This is a genomic window from Caballeronia sp. 11_S32 (genome assembly GCF_056930355.1).
In genome coordinates this window covers 1,625,259-1,645,132 of sequence record NZ_JBXOWH010000004.1, presented here as the reverse complement: position 1 = coordinate 1,645,132, position 19,874 = coordinate 1,625,259, and the positions used below count along the sequence as shown (strand labels likewise).

The window sequence follows — 19,874 nt, the reverse complement described above, 5'->3', positions numbered from 1 at the left end:
CACGAGCGGTCATGGCCGTCGATCCCCACTTCATTCTTCAATTCCTCTTAGGTTGTCATGTCGTTGCGCCGCCCGCAGTTTCGCCCGGTCGGCCGCGCGCACCTTGCGCGGCTTGCCCATCAGAACGGGCTGGAAGACCACCGCGCCGATCAGCGTGCAAAAGAGCGACAGCGCCAGAAGGCGTCCCATGCTGGATGTGCCCGGATGATGCGAGAACCACAGGCTGCCGAATGCCGTCGCGGTGGTGGCCGCGCTGAACATGACGGCGTGCGTGAGGCTCGACTGCAGGAGCCGTGTCTGGCCCGAGCGCCACGCCATCACGAAATAGATCTTGAACGCGACGCCGACGCCCAGCATGAGCGGCAGCGCGATGATGTTCGCGAAGTTGAGCGGCATTCTGAAGACGACGCACAACTCGAGCGTGACGATCGCGGAAACGAGCAACGGTACCAAAGTTCTTAGAACATCGCCAAAACGACGCAGCGCAATCCACAACAGCACCGCGATCGCGACGAGCGAGTAGAGCGCGGCCTGCTCGAACGCCTTGATGATGGTCTCCGCCGAATGGCGCACGGAAATCGGCCCGCCGATCGCATCGGGCTCGGCCTTCTGCACGGCATCGGCGAAACGGGCGAGCAGCGTGTCGTCGTTCGGATCGACGCCCGGCGGCGTTTTCGGCGATACGTCGACGAGCGCCTGGCCCTGCGGCGTCACGAATGACCCGACCATCTGCGGCGGCAGCGTCGCACGCGTGATCTCGGCCGGCGTGAGGAGCGCGCGCAGTTGCGCGAGCGCGAGGCGCAGCGGCTCGGCCATCGCGTGCTCGGCGCGGTCGCGCGTTGCGGCGTCGGCTTGCGCGAGCTTCGCGAGCGTCTGCGACAGATGCTTCGCTTCCTTTTCGCCGGGGCCCGGATGTTCGTCGGCGGCGAGCGAAAGCTGGCTCGACACGCGCTTCAACGCCGCGACGCGCACTTGGTCCGTCACGGGCGATGCTCTCGGCTGATCGAGCGCGGGCAGCAGTTGATCGGCGGCGGCCTTGACGAGCTCGAGTTTCTTCGGCTGATCGGCGGGAATGAGCGAGGAAAGCGTCGTCGCGCTTTCGACTTCCGGCAGCTTCGCAAGCTTCGCGGCGATGCGGTCCGCTTCCGCGAGCGAGGGCGCGAGCACGGCGACGTCGTTCACCGCGCCTTGCGGCGAATCCTTGAGCGCGATGAGCGTCGCCATCGACTCGGTATGCGGGTCCTTCAGATGCAGCGGATTGAAGTCGAAGCGCAGATCGAAGAGCAGCGGCAGCGCGCCGATCACGACGACGAGCGTGCCGATCAGCACCGGCTTGCGATGTTTGTCGAGGAATTCGTCGACGGGCGCGAGCACCGGAAAGCCCGGGGACTGCGCTTCGCCCGGCGGCGCGAACACCTTGATGAGCGCGGGCAGCAGCGTCATGTTGGTCACGTACGCGACGAACATGCCGACGCCCGCGATCAGCCCGAGCTCCGAGACGCCGCGATACGCGGTCGGCAGGAAGGAGAAGAAGCTCGCGGCGGTCGCGGCGGCGGCGAGCGTGAGCGGCACGGCGACGTGGCGTGCGGTTTCCGCGAGCGACACGTCGAGGCGCCTGTGCCGGTAGCGCTCCTCGCGATACTTCACGCCGAACTGGATGCCGAAGTCCACGCCCAGCCCGACGAACAGCACCATGAACGCGACCGAGATCATGTTGAGCGCGTGGACCATCATGAGGCCGAGCGCGGCGGTGATCGCGAGCCCGACGAACAGCGTGATGAACACCGCGAGGATCATGCGCTTCGAGCGCAGCGCGACCCAGAGGATCATCAGGACGACGAGGAAGGTCAGCACGCCGTTGAGCACGGCGCCGTCCTGCACGGACGCGAATTCTTCGTCGGCGAGCGGCTGCGCGCCGGTCAGATGCAGTGTCGCGCCGTATTTTTTGTCGATGCCGAGCTCCGCGGCCTTCGCGCGAATCTCGTCCGATGTGCCCGCCGCCGCCTTCAGCGCGTTGAAGTTCAGTTCCGGCAGGACGCTGACGAAAGCGCGCCCGGGCGCATCGCCTTTGGATGAATTCGCGAGATCGCGCCACGAGAACGCGGCGGGCTGATTCGCGAGCACGCGGTCCAGCACGGTCGCGCTCTTGCCGAGCAGGCCTGCCATCTGGCCGAGATCGACCTGACCGAGCGTCAACGGCAGATTGAGCGTGGTGTTGAGCGTCTGCGCGAGCCCGGTGAGCGTCGGATCGTGCGCGAGCGTGTTGATGAGCGGGCGCGCCTGCACGAGCTGCTTCGTGATCTGCTCGACCTTTTCTGCGGGCAGATAGAGCAGGCCGTTGTGCTCGAAGAACGCGCCGCCTGCGGGCTGCGACACCGACTTGAAGCGGTCCGGCTCCTTCGCGAGCGCGGCGGCGAGCTCGCCGGCGGCGGCATCGGCGAATTCCTGCGCGGGCGCCTCGACGACGATCAGCAGGGTCGCGCCGCGCTGCGGAAATGCTTCGTCGATGGCCTTGCTGCGCGCGGCCCACTCGGGCTCCGTTTCGATCAGCTGGCTTACGTCGGTGCTGATCTTGAAGTGGTGGACGACATAAATCGTGGACAGCACGCCGAGCAACAGCGAAACGGCGATAATCCACGCCGGGCGGCGGATGGCGACGGTGACGAAGCGGGTAATGTTGGACGTCAGCATGAAGACGCTACCTGGTGTGTCCTGTTATTTTTGCGCGGCAAGCGCGCGGATTGCGTGATGCCCACCGCCGGATTCCGAAACACGTTCGCAAGACGGCGCGGGGTGCCGCGCAAGTATACCGGGCGCGCCGCAACGCACCACGCTTGAACTGTTGTGCCGCCCCGGTGTCGGTATACTGACCTCGCAGCCATCCGGCCGCCCTCGCATCGTCCGAAGGCCGCACGACCCGCGCCACCAAACCTGATCAGAGAACGGGTGCCATGAAACGCTATCTTTCTGTTTGCTTCGCTTTCCTCTTTGCCTCGATGTTCTTCACCGGCGAGGCGCTCGCGCAAGCGAGTCCCGATGCCGTCGTCAAGAGCGCGGTCGAGGGCACCGTCAACGCAATGAAGGCCGATCCGCAGGCGCGCGGCGGCGACATGGCGAAGATCACGCAGCTCGTCGAAACGCGCTTCGTGCCCGCCACCGACTTCCAGCGCACGACGCGCATCGCGGTCGGCAAGGCGTGGGCGAGCGCCACGCCCGAGCAGCAGAAGCAGCTTTACGACCAGTTCCAGACGCTCCTGGTCCACACCTATGCGGCATCGCTTGCGCAACTGCGCGATCAGGACGTGAAGTTCAAGTTCGACGCCCCCAACATCGACGCCAACACGAAAGACACGGTCGTCGAATCGCACGTCATTTCCACGGGCGGCGACAATCCCGTGCGCTATCGCCTGCAAAAGACGCCGCAAGGTTGGAAAATCTACGACATCGACATGATGGGCGCCTGGCTCATCCAGGTCTATCAGCAACAGTTCGCCGGCCAGTTGCAGAAAGGCGGCGTCGATGGCCTCATCAAGTTCCTTTCCGAACACAACGCCCGTTCCGCGGGCTGACGCTTGCCAGTCATCGGGCCGGGCCTGCTTCACGTTCTGCGGTGCTCCACCGCGTACTTGATCAGTTCGGCCTGACCGTCGATATCCAGTTTGCGCTTCAAATTCAGCCGATGCGTTTCCACCGTACGCACCGACAATCCGTGCTGCTGCGCGATCTGCTTGCTCGATAGCCCGTCGGCCAGCGCATCGAGGATCTCGAGTTCGCGCGGCGTCAGGCGTTCGAGCGGCGTCTGCATCGACTGTGCCTGAATCATGCGCGCGGCGAGCCCGGCGCTGAAAAAGGTCTTGCCGGCGAGCACCGCGTCGATCGCCTGAATGATCTCCGCGGCGGGCGAATCCTTCAGCACATAGCCGCCCGCGCCCGCGCGCACGGCCTGCTTCACATATTCCACGTTGTCATGCATCGACAGCATCAGCACGCGGATGCCCGGAAAGCGCTCGTGAAAAAGCGCCGCCAGCTCGATGCCGCTCATGCCCGCCATGCCCACGTCCATCAACGCGAGATCGGGCGGGTTCGACTCGTCGGCGGCGAGCGCGAGCGCTTCTTTCGCGTTGCCCGCCTCGCCGATTACGCGCAGGTGCGGCACGGAGTCGAGGCGCGCGCGCAAGCCGTCGCGCACGAGCGGATGGTCGTCCACGAGAATGATGCGGGCGGGTTCAGCGCTCATCGGTATGTCCTTCGAGATTCGGGGCGGCGAGCGGCAGCGGCACCGTCGCCGTGATCGACGTGCGGCCGAGCTGCGAGCTGACCGCGAGTTCGCCGCCGAGCGTGTCGAGCCGCTCGCGCATGTTGCGCAAGCCGACACCGCACGCGGGATCGGAGAATGCGTTGTGGGCGTCGAAGCCGCGGCCGTTGTCGGTGATGTCGAGCGTGACGGCGTGTATCGCGATATCGAGCGTGAGCGCCGCCCGCGATGCCTGCGCGTGCCGCGTGATATTGGTCAGCGCTTCCTGCGCGATGCGAAAGAGCACGGTGTTGACGGGATCGGGGAGCGTCGCGCGTTGCGGCGCACAAGGCTTGCCGTCTTCCAGCGATTCGAAGCGCACTTCTATGCCGTCCTGGCCGTCGAGCTCGCGCGCGAGCTGATCGAGCGCGGCGGCGAGACCGAGATCGTCGAGCATCGCGGGGCGCAGCGCGTGCGAGATGCGGCGCACTTCGCGCAGCGTGCCGGAAAGCCGCCCGAGACTCGTTGCGAGCGCGGCTTCGGCGGTCGGCTCGCGCGCGGCGCCGCGTTCGAAGCGCGCAAGCGCCGATTCGAGCAGCAGCTTCACCGAGACGAGCATCTGGCTGATGCCGTCATGCAGCTCGCGCGACAGCCGCGCGCGTTCCTGTTCCTGCGAGTCCACTACCTGCCGCGCGAGCAGCTTGAGCTTCGCGTCCGCGCTGCGATGCTCGCTGATGTTGAGCACCGCGCCGCACACGGCGATGATCGCGAGCCCGGCCAGCGCGATCGCGGCGATCCACATCAGCGTGCGGTCGATGTTCGCGGCCGCGCGCGAGTCGATGCGCGCGAGCGTCGTTTCGACATCCTCCAGATAGATGCCCGTGCCGACCATCCAGCCCCAGCGCGGCAGCGGCACAACGTAGCCGAGCTTCGGCGCGATCAGGCCGGTGGACGGCCGCCGCCACACGTAGCGCACATAGCCGCCGCCCTGCGACGCCTGCCTGATGAGCTCCTGGATGGTCAGCGCGCCGTTCGGATCGCGCATCAGCCAGAGATCGCGCCCGACGAGATCCGGCTGGCGCGGATGCATGAGCGACGTGCCGTGCATCGTGTAGACGAAAAAGTAGCCGTCCTGGCCGAAGTCGAGCCGCTGCAGCGCGTCGAGCGCAAGGCGGCGGCGTTCCTCGTCGCTGCGGGGATCGCTGGCCGGCGCGTCGTAGTATGGCGCGACCGCGCTTTTCGCGATCTCGACGTAATGCCGCAGCTCGATTTCCTTGCTCGACATGTACGCGGCCTGCGTGGTCTCGTGCTGCGCCCGCGCAAGCGCCTCCGCCTGCTGGCGCACTCCGTAGGTGATCCCGCCGATCGCGAGCGCGAACGGCACGATCGCCAGCAGAAAGACCTTTGCCTTGAGATTCATCGGCTCATGAAGCGATTCTTGCTACGTGATTCTACGTAGTTCGGTTACGTAGTTGTGCGCTTGTAAGCGCCCGGGCGAAGGCGAATACTACCGCCCAATGCGTCCTTGCGGCGCATCGAACGGCACCAAGGGCTTACCCCAAGGGCTCAACAATACTCAAGGAGACGCCATGAATCGGGCTTCCGGATTCCTGGTCTGGATCGCGCTCGCGCTATTGGGCGCGTTTGCATTCGGCACCATTGCGCTCGCGCACGGCGAGCGTATCAGCGCACTATGGATCGTCATCGCGGCGGTCTGCGTCTATCTCATCGCTTACCGTTTCTACTCGCGCTTCATCGCGGGCAAGGTGCTGCAACTCGACGGCCTGCGCATGACGCCGGCCGTGCGTCACAACGACGGCCTCGACTACGTGCCGACCAACAGGTTTGTGCTGTTCGGCCATCACTTCGCGGCGATCGCGGGCGCGGGTCCGCTCGTCGGCCCGGTGCTGGCCGCGCAGATGGGCTACACGCCCGGCATGCTGTGGATTCTCGCCGGTGTGGTGTTCGCGGGCGCGGTGCAGGATTTCGTGATCCTGTTCATCTCGACGCGCCGCGACGGCCGCTCGCTCGGCGATCTCATCAAGATGGAGCTCGGCACCGTGCCGGGCGTGATCGCGCTCTTCGGCGCGTTCCTCATCATGGTGATCATTCTCGCGGTACTCGCGCTGATCGTCGTGAAGGCGCTGACGAATTCGCCCTGGGGCACGTTCACCGTGGCCGCGACGATTCCCATCGCGCTGTTCATGGGCGTCTATACGCGCTACATCCGGCCGGGGCGCATCGGCGAGGTGTCGATCATCGGCTTTATCGGCCTGATGCTCGCGATCGTCTACGGCGGCCATGTCGCCGAATCGGCGACGCTCGCGCCGTACTTCACGTTCACCGGCGTGCAGCTCGTGTGGATCCTGATCGGCTACGGCTTCGTCGCCTCCGTCTTGCCGGTGTGGCTGCTGCTCGCGCCGCGCGATTATCTGTCGACGTTCCTCAAGATCGGCACGATCCTCGGCCTCGCGATCGGCATTCTGATCGTCGCGCCGGAGCTGAAGATGCCGGCCTTCACGAAGTTCGTCGATGGCAGCGGGCCGGTGTGGTCGGGCAACCTGTTCCCGTTCCTCTTCATCACGATTGCGTGCGGCGCGGTGTCGGGCTTCCACGCGCTGATCTCGTCGGGCACGACGCCGAAGATGGTCGATAACGAAGTCAACATGCGCTTCATCGGTTACGGCGCAATGCTGATGGAATCGTTCGTCGCGATGATGGCGCTCGTCGCCGCCTGCGTGATCGAGCCGGGCGTGTACTTCGCGATGAACAGCCCCGCCTCGCTGCTCGGCTCGACGCCCGAAGCGGTCGCGCAGACCGTGACGAGCTGGGGCTTCGTGCTGACGCCGGACATGCTGACGGAGACCGCGAAGGCGGTCGGCGAGACGACCATCGTCGCGCGTGCCGGCGGCGCGCCGACGCTCGCGGTCGGCATGGCGCACATTCTGCATCAGGTGATCGGCGGCCCGGCCATGATGGCCTTCTGGTATCACTTCGCCATTCTGTTCGAGGCGCTCTTCATCCTGACGGCCGTCGATGCAGGCACGCGCGCCGGCCGCTTCATGCTGCAGGACTTGCTCGGCACGTTCCATCCGGCGCTGCGCCGCACGGAATCGCTGCCGGCCAACCTCGTCGCGACGGGCCTGTGCGTTGCCGCGTGGGGCTACTTCCTGTATCAGGGCGTGGTCGATCCGTTCGGCGGCATCAACACGCTGTGGCCGCTCTTCGGCATCTCGAACCAGATGCTCGCGGGCATCGCGCTGATGCTCGGCACCGTCGTGCTGTTCAAGATGAAGCGCGAGCGCTATGCGTGGGTCACGCTCCTGCCGACCATCTGGCTGCTGATCTGCACCTTGACGGCCGGCTGGCAGAAGATTTTCGATGCGAATCCGAAGGTTGGCTTCCTCGCGCACGCGGGCAAGCTGAAGGAAGCCTATGACGCGGGCAAGGTGATGGCGCCGGCGAAGTCGCTCGCAGAGATGCAGCGCATCATCTTCAACGATTATGTCGATGCGGCGCTCGCCGGGCTGTTCATCTTCGTGGTGGTGAGCATCGCGGTGTATGGCGTGCTGTCCGTGCTGCGCGCGCGCCGCGAAACGAAGCCGACGGTGCGCGAGACGCCGTTCGAAGCGATGCCCGCGGGCGCGAGCGCTGCGGTCCGTTCGGGACATTGATTCTGCGCCGGCAAAGGAGCAAGCCATGTTCAGCGATCTTCGACAAGCAGGACGGTATCTCGGCCAGGCGATGCGCCTGATGGTCGGCATGCCCGACTACGACGCGTATGTCACGCACATGCAGACGACGCATCCGGACAAGCCTGTGATGTCGTACGCGGAGTTTTTTCGCGAACGGCAGGAGGCGAGGTATGGATCGGGGGCAGGAAAGTGCTGCTGAGTTGATGCTGTTCGGTGGCGGTCGATGAAAACGCGACGGCGAGAGCCGTCGCGTTTTTGTTTGGAGGCGCTAGCACAATTTTTGACGGCCCTGCGAGGTCAGCGAGGAAACACGTTCCCTAATCGCAGTTCGAAGTGAATCTGATCGAACGTTCTCGGAGGAGCGCCAACGTGGCAGGCCATGACAAGCGTGTGTGCGACGAGCAGCCGGCGGGTTCAAAGGCTGGAACAACAAGCAATAAAAAGCAAAAGGGCGGATGACCCCAGGTCACCCGCCCTTCACGTTTCTATCGCCTCGATTCAACGACTCAGTTCACCGCCGCTGCCGTCTTCGCGCCTTTGCTCTTCTGCATGCGCCCGATCTCCTCGAGCTTGATCTCCACATGCTTCGAGAACACGTACTCGGCCGGACGCTGCTTGTCGATCGGCAGCTCCTTCGCGAACGCGCCGGTCGTGCGCGGGCCAGAAAGCGCGATCTTCGCGGCCTTCAGCGGATGCGCCACCGTGTCCATCACGGCGGTCGCCTCGAAGCCGCAGTGGACCATGCAGTCCGCGCACTTCTCGTACTTGCCCGTACCGTACTTGTCCCACTCGGTGGTTTCCATCAGTTCCTTGAAGGTCTTCACGTAGCCTTCGCCGACCAGATAGCAGGGCTTCTGCCAGCCGAACACCGTGCGTGCCGGGTTGCCCCAGGGCGTGCACTGATACGTCTGGTTGCCCGCGAGAAAGTCGAGGAACAGCGTCGACTGGCTGAACGACCAGTTCTTGCCGTTGTTGCCGCGCTTGAAGATTTCGCGGAACAGGTTCTTGGTCTTGTCGCGGTTCAGGAAGTGCTGCTGATCCGGCGCGCGCTCGTACGCGTAGCCCGGCGACACCGTGATGCCATCGACGCCGATCGGCCCGAGCGTGTCGAAGAATCTGGCCACGCGCTCCGGTTCCGCATCGTTGAACAGCGTGCAGTTGATGTTCACGCGGAAGCCGCGGCGCTTCGCTTCCTTGATGGCCGCCACGGCCTTGTCGTAGGTGCCCGGCTGCGAAACCGAGTGATCGTGCGCCTCGCGGTCGCCGTCGAGGTGAACCGACCAGACGAAGTACGGGCTCGGCTCGTAGTCGTCCATCTTCTTTTCCATGAGCAGCGCGTTCGTGCAGAGATACACGAACTTCTTGCGCGCCATGATGCCCTTCACGATCTGCGGCATTTCCTTGTGCAGGAGCGGCTCGCCGCCCGCGATCGAAACCACCGGCGCGCCGCACTCGTCGACGGCGCCGAGGCACTCTTCGAGCGACAGACGCTGGTTAAGAATGGGATCCGGATAATCGATCTTGCCGCAGCCGTTACAGGCGAGATTGCAGCGGAACAGCGGTTCCAGCATCAGCGCGAGCGGGTAACGCTTCGTGCCCGTGATGTGCTGCTTGAAGATGTAGGCGCCAACGCGCGCCTTCTGGAGCATCGGGATAGACAATTGCGTCCTCTCCTTAATCTTCGCGAATCGCCGCTGCCGCAACGGCGGCGACCGGCTGAGTAAGCTTCGCGGGGAGTTTGAATTCGACCTTTTCCTCGCGGCCGTTCATCGTCGTGACTTCGACGTTTCCGAACGCGCGCAGGGCATCGATCACATGTTTGACCATTTCCTCGGGCGCCGAAGCGCCCGCGGTGATGCCGACCGTCTGCACATTCGCAAACCATTCGGCCTTGATCTCCGAACCGTCCGCGACGAGGTAGCTCGGCACGCCGCTCTCGGCGCCGATCTCCCGCAGACGATTCGAATTGGAACTGTTGGTGGCGCCGACCACGAGCAGCACATCCACCTGACCCGACAGTTCGCGCACGGCGGCCTGGCGGTTTTGCGTCGCATAGCAGATATCGCGCGTGTCCGGGCCGACGATATCGGTGAAGCGGCGCTGCAACGCGTCGATGATGCCGCGCGTGTCATCGACCGAAAGCGTGGTCTGCGTGACATAGGCGACGGGCGTGTCGGGCGCGAGCGTCATCGTCTCGACTTCGGCTTCGCTCTGCACCAGCACGACGGTGCCGGGAATCTGGCCGATGGTGCCTTCCACTTCCGGATGGCCCGCGTGGCCGATCAGAATCAGCGTGCGTCCCTGCGATACGTACTGGCGGCCCTGCACGTGAACCTTCGTGACGAGCGGACAAGTGGCATCCAGCACGTCGAGGCCGCGCGCCTCGGCATCCCGCTCGACGCTCTGCGCGACGCCGTGCGCGCTGAAGATCGCGACCGCGCCGTGCGGAACTTCGTCGAGCTCTTCGACGAAACGCGCGCCCTTGCTGCGCAGGTTGTCGACGACATGACGGTTGTGCACGATCTCGTGACGCACATAGACGGGCGCGCCATGCCGTTCGAGCGCGCGATCGACGATTTCGATCGCACGGACCACGCCCGCACAAAAGCCGCGGGGTTGAGCAAGGATGATACGCATATTCGAACGAACTCCGACTGACGCGGGTCTCGGGTTAGCCGGCGCGAAGCTCGCGCTTTCCCGATGACTCGACCTCCATGACGCTTGGAACGTCGGAAGGCCGGGGAAAGCAGACCGGAAAAAACGACACGGTAATGTCGGTCTGCGCGCCGAAGTTGACCGCGTATTCTAGCGCGTTCCCTTTTTGAGTGCTCAATGCCTGCTTTACCCGGGCGAACCGACGCGATGCACGTGAATACGTCGATTTTCAGAACCCAGTAAACTGTCGAGCGCTTGGACCGCGTGCCGGCGAGACTTGCATCGAATGTGCTTGTCCCGCGGCCTTCCGCCGATCCACGCCGTGTGTTTTTTGCGCAACGCCCGCAGGCCGGCATTCCCGTGCGCAGGCAAGCGCCTACCGCGGCCACCCAAATTCACAAGCTAATCGTTTATTTCATGCTATTGATCGCCTGGCTGTCATTCTTGATCTGGATCGTGCTGCTGTTCGCGCGCGGCGGATTCTGGCGCGCGGAGCCCGCGCCCGCGCTGTCGCACACCACGGTGCACGCCGTCGGCAGCGCGGAGATCGCGCGGCGCGGCGCGTGGCCCGCGCTCGTCGCGGTCGTGCCCGCGCGCAATGAGGCGGACGTCATCGGGCGCGCCGTCGGCTCGCTGTTGAAGCAGGACTATGCGGGCGCGTTCCATGTGATCGTCGTCGACGACCACAGCACCGACGGCACCGCCAATGTCGCGCTCGCCGCCGCCCGCGATCTCGGCCTCGAAGACCGCCTGACGGTGCTGACCGCGCAGCCGCTGCCGCCGGGCTGGTCGGGCAAGGTGTGGGCGCAGTCGCAGGGCATCGAGGCGATCGACAAGCTCGGCCTGCCCGCCGAATTTCTGCTGCTCACCGACGCCGACATCCACCATCCGGCCGATGCCGCGACCCAACTCGTCGCGCGCACGATTCTCGAAGACCGCGATCTGGTCTCGCTGATGGTTCGCCTGCGCTGCGACTCTCTCTGGGAAAAGGCGCTGATTCCCGCGTTCGTGTTCTTCTTCGCGAAGCTCTATCCGTTCGCCTGGGTGAACGACGTGAAGAAGCCCACCGCGGGCGCCGCGGGCGGCTGCATGCTGGTGCGCCGCTCGGCGCTCGTGGAGGCGGGCGGGATCGAATCGATCCGTCAGGAACTCATCGACGATTGCAGTCTCGCCGCACGCATCAAGCATCGCGCGGGCCGCAACGACGCGCGCCCGATCCGCCTCGATCTCGCCCAGAGCAGCGAGTCGCTGCGCCCCTACGATAGCTGGCGCGATGTCTGGAACATGATCGCGCGCACGGCCTTCACGCAGTTGCGCTATTCGCCGCTCCTGCTTGCCGGGACGCTCGTCGGGATGGTGCTGATCTATCTCGTGCCGCCCGTCTTCGCGCTGGCGTTCGGCGCGCGCGCGTGGCCCGCGTGCGCGGCGTGGGCGTTCATGTGTATCGCCTATGGGCCGATGCTGCGCTACTACCGCAGATCGCTGTTGTGGGCGCCGCTTTTGCCGCTCGTCGCGTTGTTCTATGTCAGCGCGACGATCGGTTCAGCCGTGCGTTACTGGAGCGGGAAGGGCGGGCAATGGAAGGCGCGCGTGCAGGCGCCGACTCAGGAAGGTTCGTGACAGCGCAGGCGGCTTCGGAACGAAGCCGCCGCCTTACTTCTTCGTCAACATGGCGTACAGCTCGATGACCATGTTCGGCGAGAACGTGAACGGCACCCAGCCGTGCCCGCCGTGACGCAGCACCAGCAGACGGTCGCCATTGGGGTATTTCTGCGTCGCCATGATCGGGTTTTTGGTCGCGGCAAAGCGCCAGCCCGGCGCGATGCCGGCAGGCTGTTCCACCGACATCGACGCGCGCACGTTCGACAATTCCTCGATCAGTTCCGACACGCCTTCCGGGCTCAGCTTCACGGTTTTACCGGCGATCGTCATTTCGATCGCGTTCTGCTCAGGGCGCGACACGACGAGCGTGGGCGGTTCGTTCAGTCCGGGCGGTTCGGCGGGCGCGGCGGAATCGTCCGGCTGGTGTGCGCCGCTCAGCGCGGGCGGTTCGTCAGGCGCGCCCGGCGCTTGCCGGGGCGCGGCTTCTGCCGATTCGGCAGTCAGTGGGTCCGACGCGCGGTCAGAAGCGCGGTCAGAAGTGCGGTCAGAAGTGCGGTCAGAAGCGGCAGCGGCGTGAAGGAGCGCGTCGAGGCTCGACTCCAGCGCGCCGAGCTGGTCATGTAGATTCATGCGAGTGTGTCTGTGTCTTGCGAGCGGGCGGCGAGGCAACGATTCTACCCGCTCGAATTTGGCGAGGCCTGGCACAGGTTGTAACCAATTGCACCGAACGTGCGGATTTCACGACATTTTTTTCGATGCCGATGAAACATGTCGCGCGATGCGGCCGCTCAAAAACAAAACCGGCATCCCCGAAGAGATGCCGGTTCATCCGGGGCGCGCGGGTGTCCGCGAGGCGCCCGCGCGGCCTTACTTCGCGCTCACTTCCGCGAGCGCGGCGTTGAGCGTCTTGCTCGGACGCATCACCGCTTCGAGCTTCTTCTCGTCCGGCTTGTAGTAGCCGCCGATATCCGCCGCATTGCCCTGCACGGCGGCGAGTTCGTCCACGATCTTCTGCTCGTTTTCAGCAAGCGTCTTCGCGAGCGGCGCGAACTGCTCGGCGAGCGCCTTGTCTTCCGACTGCGACGCGAGTTCCTGCGCCCAGTACATCGCGAGATAGAACTGGCTGCCGCGATTGTCGAGCTGGCCGGTTTTCGGCGACGGGCTCTTGTTGTTGTCGAGCAGCTTGCCGGTGGCCGCATCGAGCGCCTTCGCGACGAGCTTCGCACGCGCGTTGTCGTTCTTGATGCCGAGCTCTTCGAGCGAAACCGCCAGCGCGAGGAACTCGCCGAGCGAATCCCAGCGCAGGTGGTTTTCCTGCACGAGTTGCTGCACGTGCTTCGGCGCCGAGCCGCCCGCGCCCGTCTCATACAGGCCGCCGCCCGCCATCAGCGGAACGATCGACAGCATCTTCGCGCTCGTGCCCAGTTCCATGATCGGGAAAAGATCAGTGAGGTAGTCGCGCAGGATGTTGCCGGTGGCCGAGATCGTGTCCATGCCGCGGATCACGCGCTCGAGCGTGTAACGCATCGCGCGCACTTGCGACATGATCTGGATGTCGAGGCCGGTCGTGTCGTAATCCTTCAGGTACGTTTCGACCTTCTTGATGAGCTCGGCTTCGTGCGGACGATACGGGTCGAGCCAGAACACCGCCGGCGTGCCCGAGTTCTTCACGCGCGTGACGGCGAGCTTCACCCAGTCGCGGATAGGCGCGTCCTTCACGAGACACATGCGCCAGATGTCGCCCTTCTCGACTTCCTGCGTGAGCCCTTCGAGCACTTCGTTCGTCGCGTTGTCGACGATGCGCGCCGAGCCGTCTTCGGTAATCTCGAAGGTCTTGTCGTGCGAGCCGTACTCTTCGGCCTTCTGCGCCATCAGGCCGACGTTCGGCACCGTGCCCATGGTCTTGGGATCGAACGCGCCGTTGGTCTTGCAGAAGTTGATGATTTCCTGATAGATGCGCGCGAACGTGCTTTCCGGGATCAGGCATTTCGTGTCTTGCGGACGGCCATCGGCGCCCCACATCTTGCCGCCGGCGCGGATCATGGCGGGCATGGAAGCGTCGACGATCACGTCGTTCGGCGCGTGCAGGTTCGAGATGCCCTTGGCCGAATCGACCATTGCGAGCGCGGGGCGCTTCTCGTGGCATGCGTGCATGTCGCGGATGACTTCATCGCGCTGCGATTCCGGCAGCGCCTCGATCTTCGTGTACAGATCGACGAGACCGTTGTTCACGTTGACGCCGAGCTCTTCGAAGAGCTTCGCGTGCTTCGCGAACGCGTCCTTGTAGAACACCTTGACCGCGTGGCCGAAGACGATCGGGTGCGAGACCTTCATCATGGTCGCCTTGACGTGCAGCGACAGCATGACGCCGGTGTCGAACGCATCCTGCATCTGGTCTTCGTAGAACTGCACGAGCGCCTTCTTGCTCATGAACATGCTGTCGACGATCTCGCCGTCCTGCAGCTTGACCTTCGGCTTCAGCACGATGGTTTCGCCGCGCTTCGTGACGAGTTCCATGCGGACTTCACGCGCGCGGTCGTTCGTGATGGACTTTTCGCCGTGATAGAAGTCGCCGTGCTTCATGTGCGCGACGTGCGTGCGCGAGGCCATGCTCCACTCGCCCATGCTGTGCGGATGCTTCTTCGCGTAGTTCTTGACGGCGAGCGGCGCGCGGCGGTCCGAGTTGCCTTCGCGCAGAACCGGATTCACGGCCGAGCCGAGGCACTTGCCATAGCGCGCGCGGATGGCCTTCTCTTCGTCGTTCTTCGGCTCTTCGGGATAGTCGGGCAGCTTGTAGCCCTTGCTCTGCAGCTCCTTGATCGCGCTGATCAGCTGATGCACCGAAGCGCTGATGTTCGGCAGCTTGATGATGTTGGTGTCGGCGTCCTGCGTGAGTTCGCCGAGCTTCGCGAGGTTGTCGGGGACCTTTTGCGCGTCGGTCAGATATTCGGGGAATTCGCCGAGGATACGGGCGGCGACGGAAATGTCGCTCGTCTCGACGTTCACGCCCGCCGGCGCGGTGAAGGCACGGATGATCGGCAGAAAGGCGCTGGTCGCGAGCAGCGGAGCTTCGTCGGTCAGGGTGTAGATGATGGTGGGTTGCTGATTACTCATCGCTTGTCTCGACATCCGAAAACAGGTTGGAAAAACCGCCGGCATCAAACCACCCTTCCGGCAACAAACCGCTATTCTGCCTGATTTTGCGTGGCGCGCGTGTGAATTTCGGCTTGCCTGAACCGCAAAAACAGCTGTTTTTCCTGCAATATCATTGACTTAACTTTTTTATGGTCTTATAGAAGAGTTGCGATTTTCCGGTTTCCTTGCGGCAGCCGGAACGTTTCACGGACTGATCTCGCGCTTCACCCAGCGAGATAGCCGTTCGCGCGGAACCAGTCGAGCGCGTCCTTCAGCCCTTCCCGATACGGCCGCGCGCCGTATCCGAGCTCGCGTTCCGCCTTCGCCGACGTGAAATACATCTTGTTCTTCGACATCCGCAGCGCATCGACGGTCACGAACGGCTCCTTGCCGCTCACTTTCGCGAAAAGCTCCGCGCCGACCGCGAGCGGATAAAGCGGCCCGCGCGGCAACTTGATGGTCGGCGGCTTGCGTCCGACGAATCCGGCGATGTCCGCGAGCATCTGCTGCAAGGGCAGATTCTCGCCGCCGAGGATGTAGCGCTCGCCGATCTTCCCGCGCTCCAGCGCGAGAAAATGCCCGTTCGCGACGTCATCCACATGCACGAGGTTCAGGCCCGTATCGACGAAGGCGGGAATCTTGCCCGTCGCCGCTTCCACGATGATGCGCCCGGTCGGCGTCGGGCGCACGTCGCGCGGGCCGATCGGCGTCGAAGGATTGACGATCACCGCGGGCAGCGCGTTCTGCGCGACCATGCGTTCGACCGCGCGCTCGGCCAGCACCTTGCTGCGCTTGTACGCGCCGATCGTGCTCGCCGGGTCCGCCGGCTTCGTCTCGTCGACGATCGCGCCCGAACTCGTCACCTTCAGCGTCGCGACACTGCTGGTATAGACGATGCGCTCGACGCCTTCGGCCAGCGCGGCGCGCATCGTCGCCTCGGTGCCTTCGAGATTCGCGCGCTCGATCTCGCCCGGGTCCGGCGCCCAGATGCGGTAATCGGCCGCGACGTGAAAGAGAAAGCGCACGCCCTTGAGCGCCGCGCGCATGGACGCCTCGTCGCGCATGTCGCCGACGACGATCTCCGCGTCGAGCGATTCGACGTTCTTGCGCGGACTCGTCGCGCGCACGAGCACGCGCACGTCGAAACCGCGTTCGATGGCGAGCCGCGCGACGGCGGACCCGACGAATCCCGAGGCGCCCGTGACGAGCACGCGAGAGCCGGAAAAATCAGTCATTCTTACCTCGTTGAAAACGCTGGCGCGGCCGTCTTTCGTAACAACTGCCGCGCAAAAAAGCATGCGCCGACCGGCTGCAAAGCCCGATGTGACAAGGCTGCGCGGCTCATGCTATGGTCCTCGCCTGCCGCCGGCCCAAGGCCGCGCAAAACATGAACAGAACCGGTGAACGATGCCTCAAGACAGTCGAAACCTCAGCTCCTGGATCACGCTCGCCATTGCGATCGCGCTCGCCGTCGTGTTCGCCGTCGATGTGCTCACGCCGATGCGCGTCGCGATCTGGATCTTTTACCTGCTGCCGGTCGTGCTCTGCATCTGGGCCGACCGTCCCGCCGTGCCGCTCGTCACCGCCGGTGTATCGACGGTGCTGATGATCGCAGGTTACGGATTGTCGTCCATCGATCCGAGCACGAGCCGCGAAGTGCTGCAGGTCAACCGCGCGATGGGCATCGTCGTGCTGCTCGTCCTCGCGGCGGTGGCGCACCTGTATATCAAATCGCGGCTCGCCGTACAACGCACGGGCTGGCTGCAGCAGGGCATCGTGCAACTGGGACTCAAGCTGCGCGGCGAGCAGTCTCCGGCTTCGATCGGCGTGAGCATCCTGCGTTCGATCGTTCCGTACGTGGAAGCGAAGGTCGGCGTCGTCTACGCGCTCGAAGGCGACGCGCTCGTGCGTGTCGCGGCGTGGGCGCTGCCGGACGAGAACAGCGCGCCGCTGCGGATTGCGCGCGGCGAGGGGCTCGTCGGCCAGGCGCTCGCCGATGAGCGCGTGCTCGTGCTGCGCGACGCCTCCGCGCATTATCTGAAAACCGGTTCCGCGCTCGGGTCGGCGGCGGCATCGCGCGTGGTGATCGCGCCGCTCTATGCGGATGGCGACGTCGCGGGCGCGATCGAGCTCGGCTTCGTCGGCAAGGAAGGCCATTTCGACGATGCCCGCGCGCTGCTCGAAATGGCGTCGGAGCCGATAGGCATGGCGCTGCGTTCGGCGCGCTATCGCGCGCGTCTCGTCGAACTGCTCGAAGAAACGCAACGCCAGAGCGAGGAATTGCAGGTGCAGCAGGAAGAGCTGCGCGTGTCGAACGAGGAACTGGAGGAGCGGGGCCGCGCGTTGCAGGATTCGCAGGCGCGGCTGGAGCAGCAGCAGGCCGAGCTGGAACAGACCAATGTTCAGCTCGAAGAGCACACGCAGCATCTGGAGCGGCAGAAGGCCGAGCTCCTGCAGGCGCAGCAGGAACTCACCGCGAACGCGCTGGAGATGGAGCGCGCGAGCCAGTACAAGTCGGAATTCCTCGCGAACATGTCGCACGAATTGCGCACGCCGCTCAACAGCTCGCTGATCCTCGCGAAGCTCCTGCAGGACAACAAGCACGGCAACCTGACCGACGAGCAGGTGCGCTATGCCGCGACGATCCATTCGTCGAACAGCGACCTGCTCGCGCTCATCAACGACATTCTGGATCTCTCGAAGGTCGAGGCCGGACAGATGGACGTGCAGTTCGCGCCGACCTCCGTCGATTCGATTCTGCAGGCATTGAAGCAGTCGTTCGCGCCCATCGTGGGGAACAAGGGCCTCGAATTCGTCACCGAGCACGGCGACGACGTGCCGCAGTACTTCGTCACCGACAGCCAGCGTCTTTTGCAGGTGCTGCGCAATCTGCTGTCGAACGCGTTCAAGTTCACCGAGCGCGGCCGCGTGACGGTCGCGGTCGAGCGCGCGAGCGACTCGGCGCTGCGTTTCGATGTGCGCGATACGGGCATCGGCATCGCGCGCGAGAAGCAGGACATGATCTTCCAGGCGTTCCAGCAGGCCGATGGCACCACGAGCCGCAAATACGGCGGCAGCGGCCTCGGCCTTTCGATCTCGCGCGAGTTCTCGCGTCTGCTCGGCGGCTCGGTGTCCGTGTCGAGCGAGCTGGGGCAGGGCAGCGTGTTTTCCGTGACGCTGCCCATCGCCGCGCGCGAAGGGACCGTCACCGCGAAGCTCGATACGATCGGCCATATGAGCGAGCCGGAGCCGGTCGCCGCGCGCCCGCCCGCGCCGGCCAAGCCTGCGCCCGTTCAGCCGCCCGTCGCGATGCCCGAGCCGGCGGGCATCGCCGACGACCGCGCCGACCGCAAGCGTCCCGATCGCGTGATCCTCGTCATCGAGGACGATCAGCCGTTCGCGCACATCCTCTACGACCTCGCGCACGAGCTCGACTTCGATTGCGTGCATGCGGCGACCGCCACGCAAGGCGTCGAGCTCGCGCGCTCGCTGCAGCCGAACGGCATCCTGCTCGACATCGGCTTGCCGGATCAGTCGGGCCTCACCGTGCTCGAATGGCTCAAGCACGATCCGCTCACGCGCCATATTCCGATTCACATCGTCTCCGCGACCGATCATGCCGATGTCGCGCTGCATCTCGGCGCGATCGGCTATACGTTGAAGCCGAGCGCGCGCGAGGAGCTCGCTCACGCGATCCGCAAGCTCGAAGCGCGCTCGGCGCAGGGTATGCGCCGCGTGCTCGTGGTCGAGGACGATCCGGCGCTGCGCCAGAGCATCCATGCGCTGCTCGCGAGCGAGACGGTCGGCATCGTCGAGGCGGGATCGATCGCCGAAGCCATCGAGGAAATGCAGCGCGCGCCGTTCGATTGCGTCGTGATGGATCTCGCGCTGCCCGACGGCTCCGGCTATGAACTGCTCGAACGCGTGTCGACGAGCGCGGGGCAGGCGTCGCCGCCCGTGATCGTCTATACGGGGCGCTTGTTGTCGCAGGAAGAAGAGCAACGCCTGCGCCGTTACTCGAAATCGATCATCATCAAGGGAGCGAAGTCGCCGGAGCGTCTGCTCGATGAAGTGACGCTGTTCCTGCACAGCGTGGAGAGCGCATTGCCGCCCGAGCAGCAGCGCATGCTGCGCGCGGCGCGTCAGCGCGACGACGTCTTCGAAGGCCGCACGATCCTCCTCGCGGAAGACGACGTGCGCAACATCTTCGCGCTGTCGCACGTGATCGAGCCGCTCGGCGCGACGCTCGAAATCGCGCGCAACGGCCGCGAAGCGCTCGAGGCGCTGGCGCGCCGCGGTGACATCGACCTCGTGCTGATGGACATCATGATGCCCGAGATGGACGGCCTCACCGCGATGACCGAGATCCGCAAGCAGGCGGAGCATGCGCGCCTGCCGATCATCGCGCTGACGGCGAAGGCGATGCCGAGCGACCGCCAGAAATGTCTGGAGGCGGGTGCGGACGACTACATATCCAAACCCATCGACGTGGATAAGCTCGTCTCGCTGTGCCGCGTGTGGCTGCGCCAGCGCTGACCGGACCGATCTCTCAG

Annotated in this window: 14 protein-coding genes; 6 read left to right on the top strand and 8 right to left on the bottom strand. The window is 64.8% G+C overall.

Going from position 1 to position 19,874, the window contains the following annotated elements; genetic code table 11:
* Positions 1-30: 30 nt before the first annotated feature.
* Positions 31-2,691, bottom strand: a complete 2,661-nt coding sequence (hpnN, locus tag AC1Z32_RS33755) for a hopanoid transporter HpnN (RefSeq protein WP_483483150.1) — start codon at positions 2,689-2,691, stop codon at positions 31-33.
* Between the two features lie 260 nt (positions 2,692-2,951).
* On the opposite strand from hpnN, the gene AC1Z32_RS33750 reads away from it, so the two are divergent.
* Entirely contained in the window at positions 2,952-3,569 is a 618-nt protein-coding gene (locus AC1Z32_RS33750; RefSeq protein ID WP_483483149.1) for an MlaC/ttg2D family ABC transporter substrate-binding protein, read from the top strand.
* Positions 3,570-3,598: 29 nt separating this feature from the next.
* Here the strand turns inward: AC1Z32_RS33750 and AC1Z32_RS33745 are convergent, their stop codons facing one another.
* Both AC1Z32_RS33745 and AC1Z32_RS33740 read right to left on the bottom strand, forming a co-directional pair.
* Positions 3,599-4,237 (bottom strand): response regulator, encoded by a 639-nt coding sequence (locus AC1Z32_RS33745; protein WP_483483148.1) that lies wholly within the window; start codon positions 4,235-4,237, stop codon positions 3,599-3,601.
* On the bottom strand, positions 4,227-5,654 hold the full coding sequence (locus AC1Z32_RS33740) for a cache domain-containing protein (protein ID WP_483483147.1): 1,428 nt from the start codon (positions 5,652-5,654) through the stop codon (positions 4,227-4,229). Before AC1Z32_RS33740 ends, AC1Z32_RS33745 begins: the two co-directional genes overlap by 11 nt.
* A gap of 169 nt (positions 5,655-5,823) precedes the next feature.
* Here AC1Z32_RS33740 and AC1Z32_RS33735 point away from each other — a divergent pair, with 169 nt between their 5' ends.
* Both AC1Z32_RS33735 and AC1Z32_RS33730 read left to right on the top strand, forming a co-directional pair.
* Complete coding sequence (locus tag AC1Z32_RS33735; protein WP_483483146.1) at positions 5,824-7,908, top strand: carbon starvation CstA family protein; 2,085 nt, start codon at positions 5,824-5,826, stop codon at positions 7,906-7,908.
* Positions 7,909-7,933: 25 nt separating this feature from the next.
* Positions 7,934-8,128 (top strand): YbdD/YjiX family protein, encoded by a 195-nt coding sequence (locus AC1Z32_RS33730; RefSeq protein WP_483483145.1) that lies wholly within the window; start codon positions 7,934-7,936, stop codon positions 8,126-8,128.
* A 307-nt stretch (positions 8,129-8,435) separates the two neighbouring features.
* On the opposite strand, the gene hpnH is transcribed toward AC1Z32_RS33730, so the two are convergent.
* Together hpnH and ispH are read right to left on the bottom strand one after the other, a co-directional pair.
* Positions 8,436-9,590, bottom strand: coding sequence for an adenosyl-hopene transferase HpnH (gene hpnH, locus AC1Z32_RS33725; protein WP_483483144.1), 1,155 nt, complete (start codon positions 9,588-9,590; stop codon positions 8,436-8,438).
* Positions 9,591-9,603: 13 nt separating this feature from the next.
* A complete protein-coding gene (gene ispH / locus AC1Z32_RS33720; protein WP_483483143.1) occupies positions 9,604-10,566 on the bottom strand; it encodes a 4-hydroxy-3-methylbut-2-enyl diphosphate reductase in 963 nt (320 codons plus the stop codon).
* 435 nt (positions 10,567-11,001) lie between these two features.
* Here ispH and AC1Z32_RS33715 point away from each other — a divergent pair, with 435 nt between their 5' ends.
* Entirely contained in the window at positions 11,002-12,204 is a 1,203-nt protein-coding gene (locus AC1Z32_RS33715; protein ID WP_483483142.1) for a glycosyltransferase, read from the top strand.
* Between the two features lie 33 nt (positions 12,205-12,237).
* Here the strand turns inward: AC1Z32_RS33715 and AC1Z32_RS33710 are convergent, their stop codons facing one another.
* On the bottom strand, positions 12,238-12,816 hold the full coding sequence (locus AC1Z32_RS33710) for a hypothetical protein (protein WP_483483141.1): 579 nt from the start codon (positions 12,814-12,816) through the stop codon (positions 12,238-12,240).
* A 237-nt stretch (positions 12,817-13,053) separates the two neighbouring features.
* Positions 13,054-15,300 (bottom strand): NADP-dependent isocitrate dehydrogenase, encoded by a 2,247-nt coding sequence (locus tag AC1Z32_RS33705; protein ID WP_483483140.1) that lies wholly within the window; start codon positions 15,298-15,300, stop codon positions 13,054-13,056.
* A gap of 26 nt (positions 15,301-15,326) precedes the next feature.
* Between AC1Z32_RS33705 and AC1Z32_RS33700 the strand changes: the two genes are divergently transcribed.
* A complete protein-coding gene (locus tag AC1Z32_RS33700) occupies positions 15,327-15,458 on the top strand; it encodes a hypothetical protein (RefSeq protein WP_483483139.1) in 132 nt (43 codons plus the stop codon).
* Between the two features lie 87 nt (positions 15,459-15,545).
* Here AC1Z32_RS33700 and hpnA read toward each other — a convergent pair whose 3' ends face one another.
* A complete protein-coding gene (gene hpnA, locus AC1Z32_RS33695) occupies positions 15,546-16,556 on the bottom strand; it encodes a hopanoid-associated sugar epimerase (RefSeq protein ID WP_483483138.1) in 1,011 nt (336 codons plus the stop codon).
* 172 nt (positions 16,557-16,728) lie between these two features.
* Between hpnA and AC1Z32_RS33690 the strand changes: the two genes are divergently transcribed.
* Positions 16,729-19,857, top strand: coding sequence for a hybrid sensor histidine kinase/response regulator (locus AC1Z32_RS33690; protein WP_483483137.1), 3,129 nt, complete (start codon positions 16,729-16,731; stop codon positions 19,855-19,857).
* Positions 19,858-19,874 lie beyond the last annotated feature (17 nt).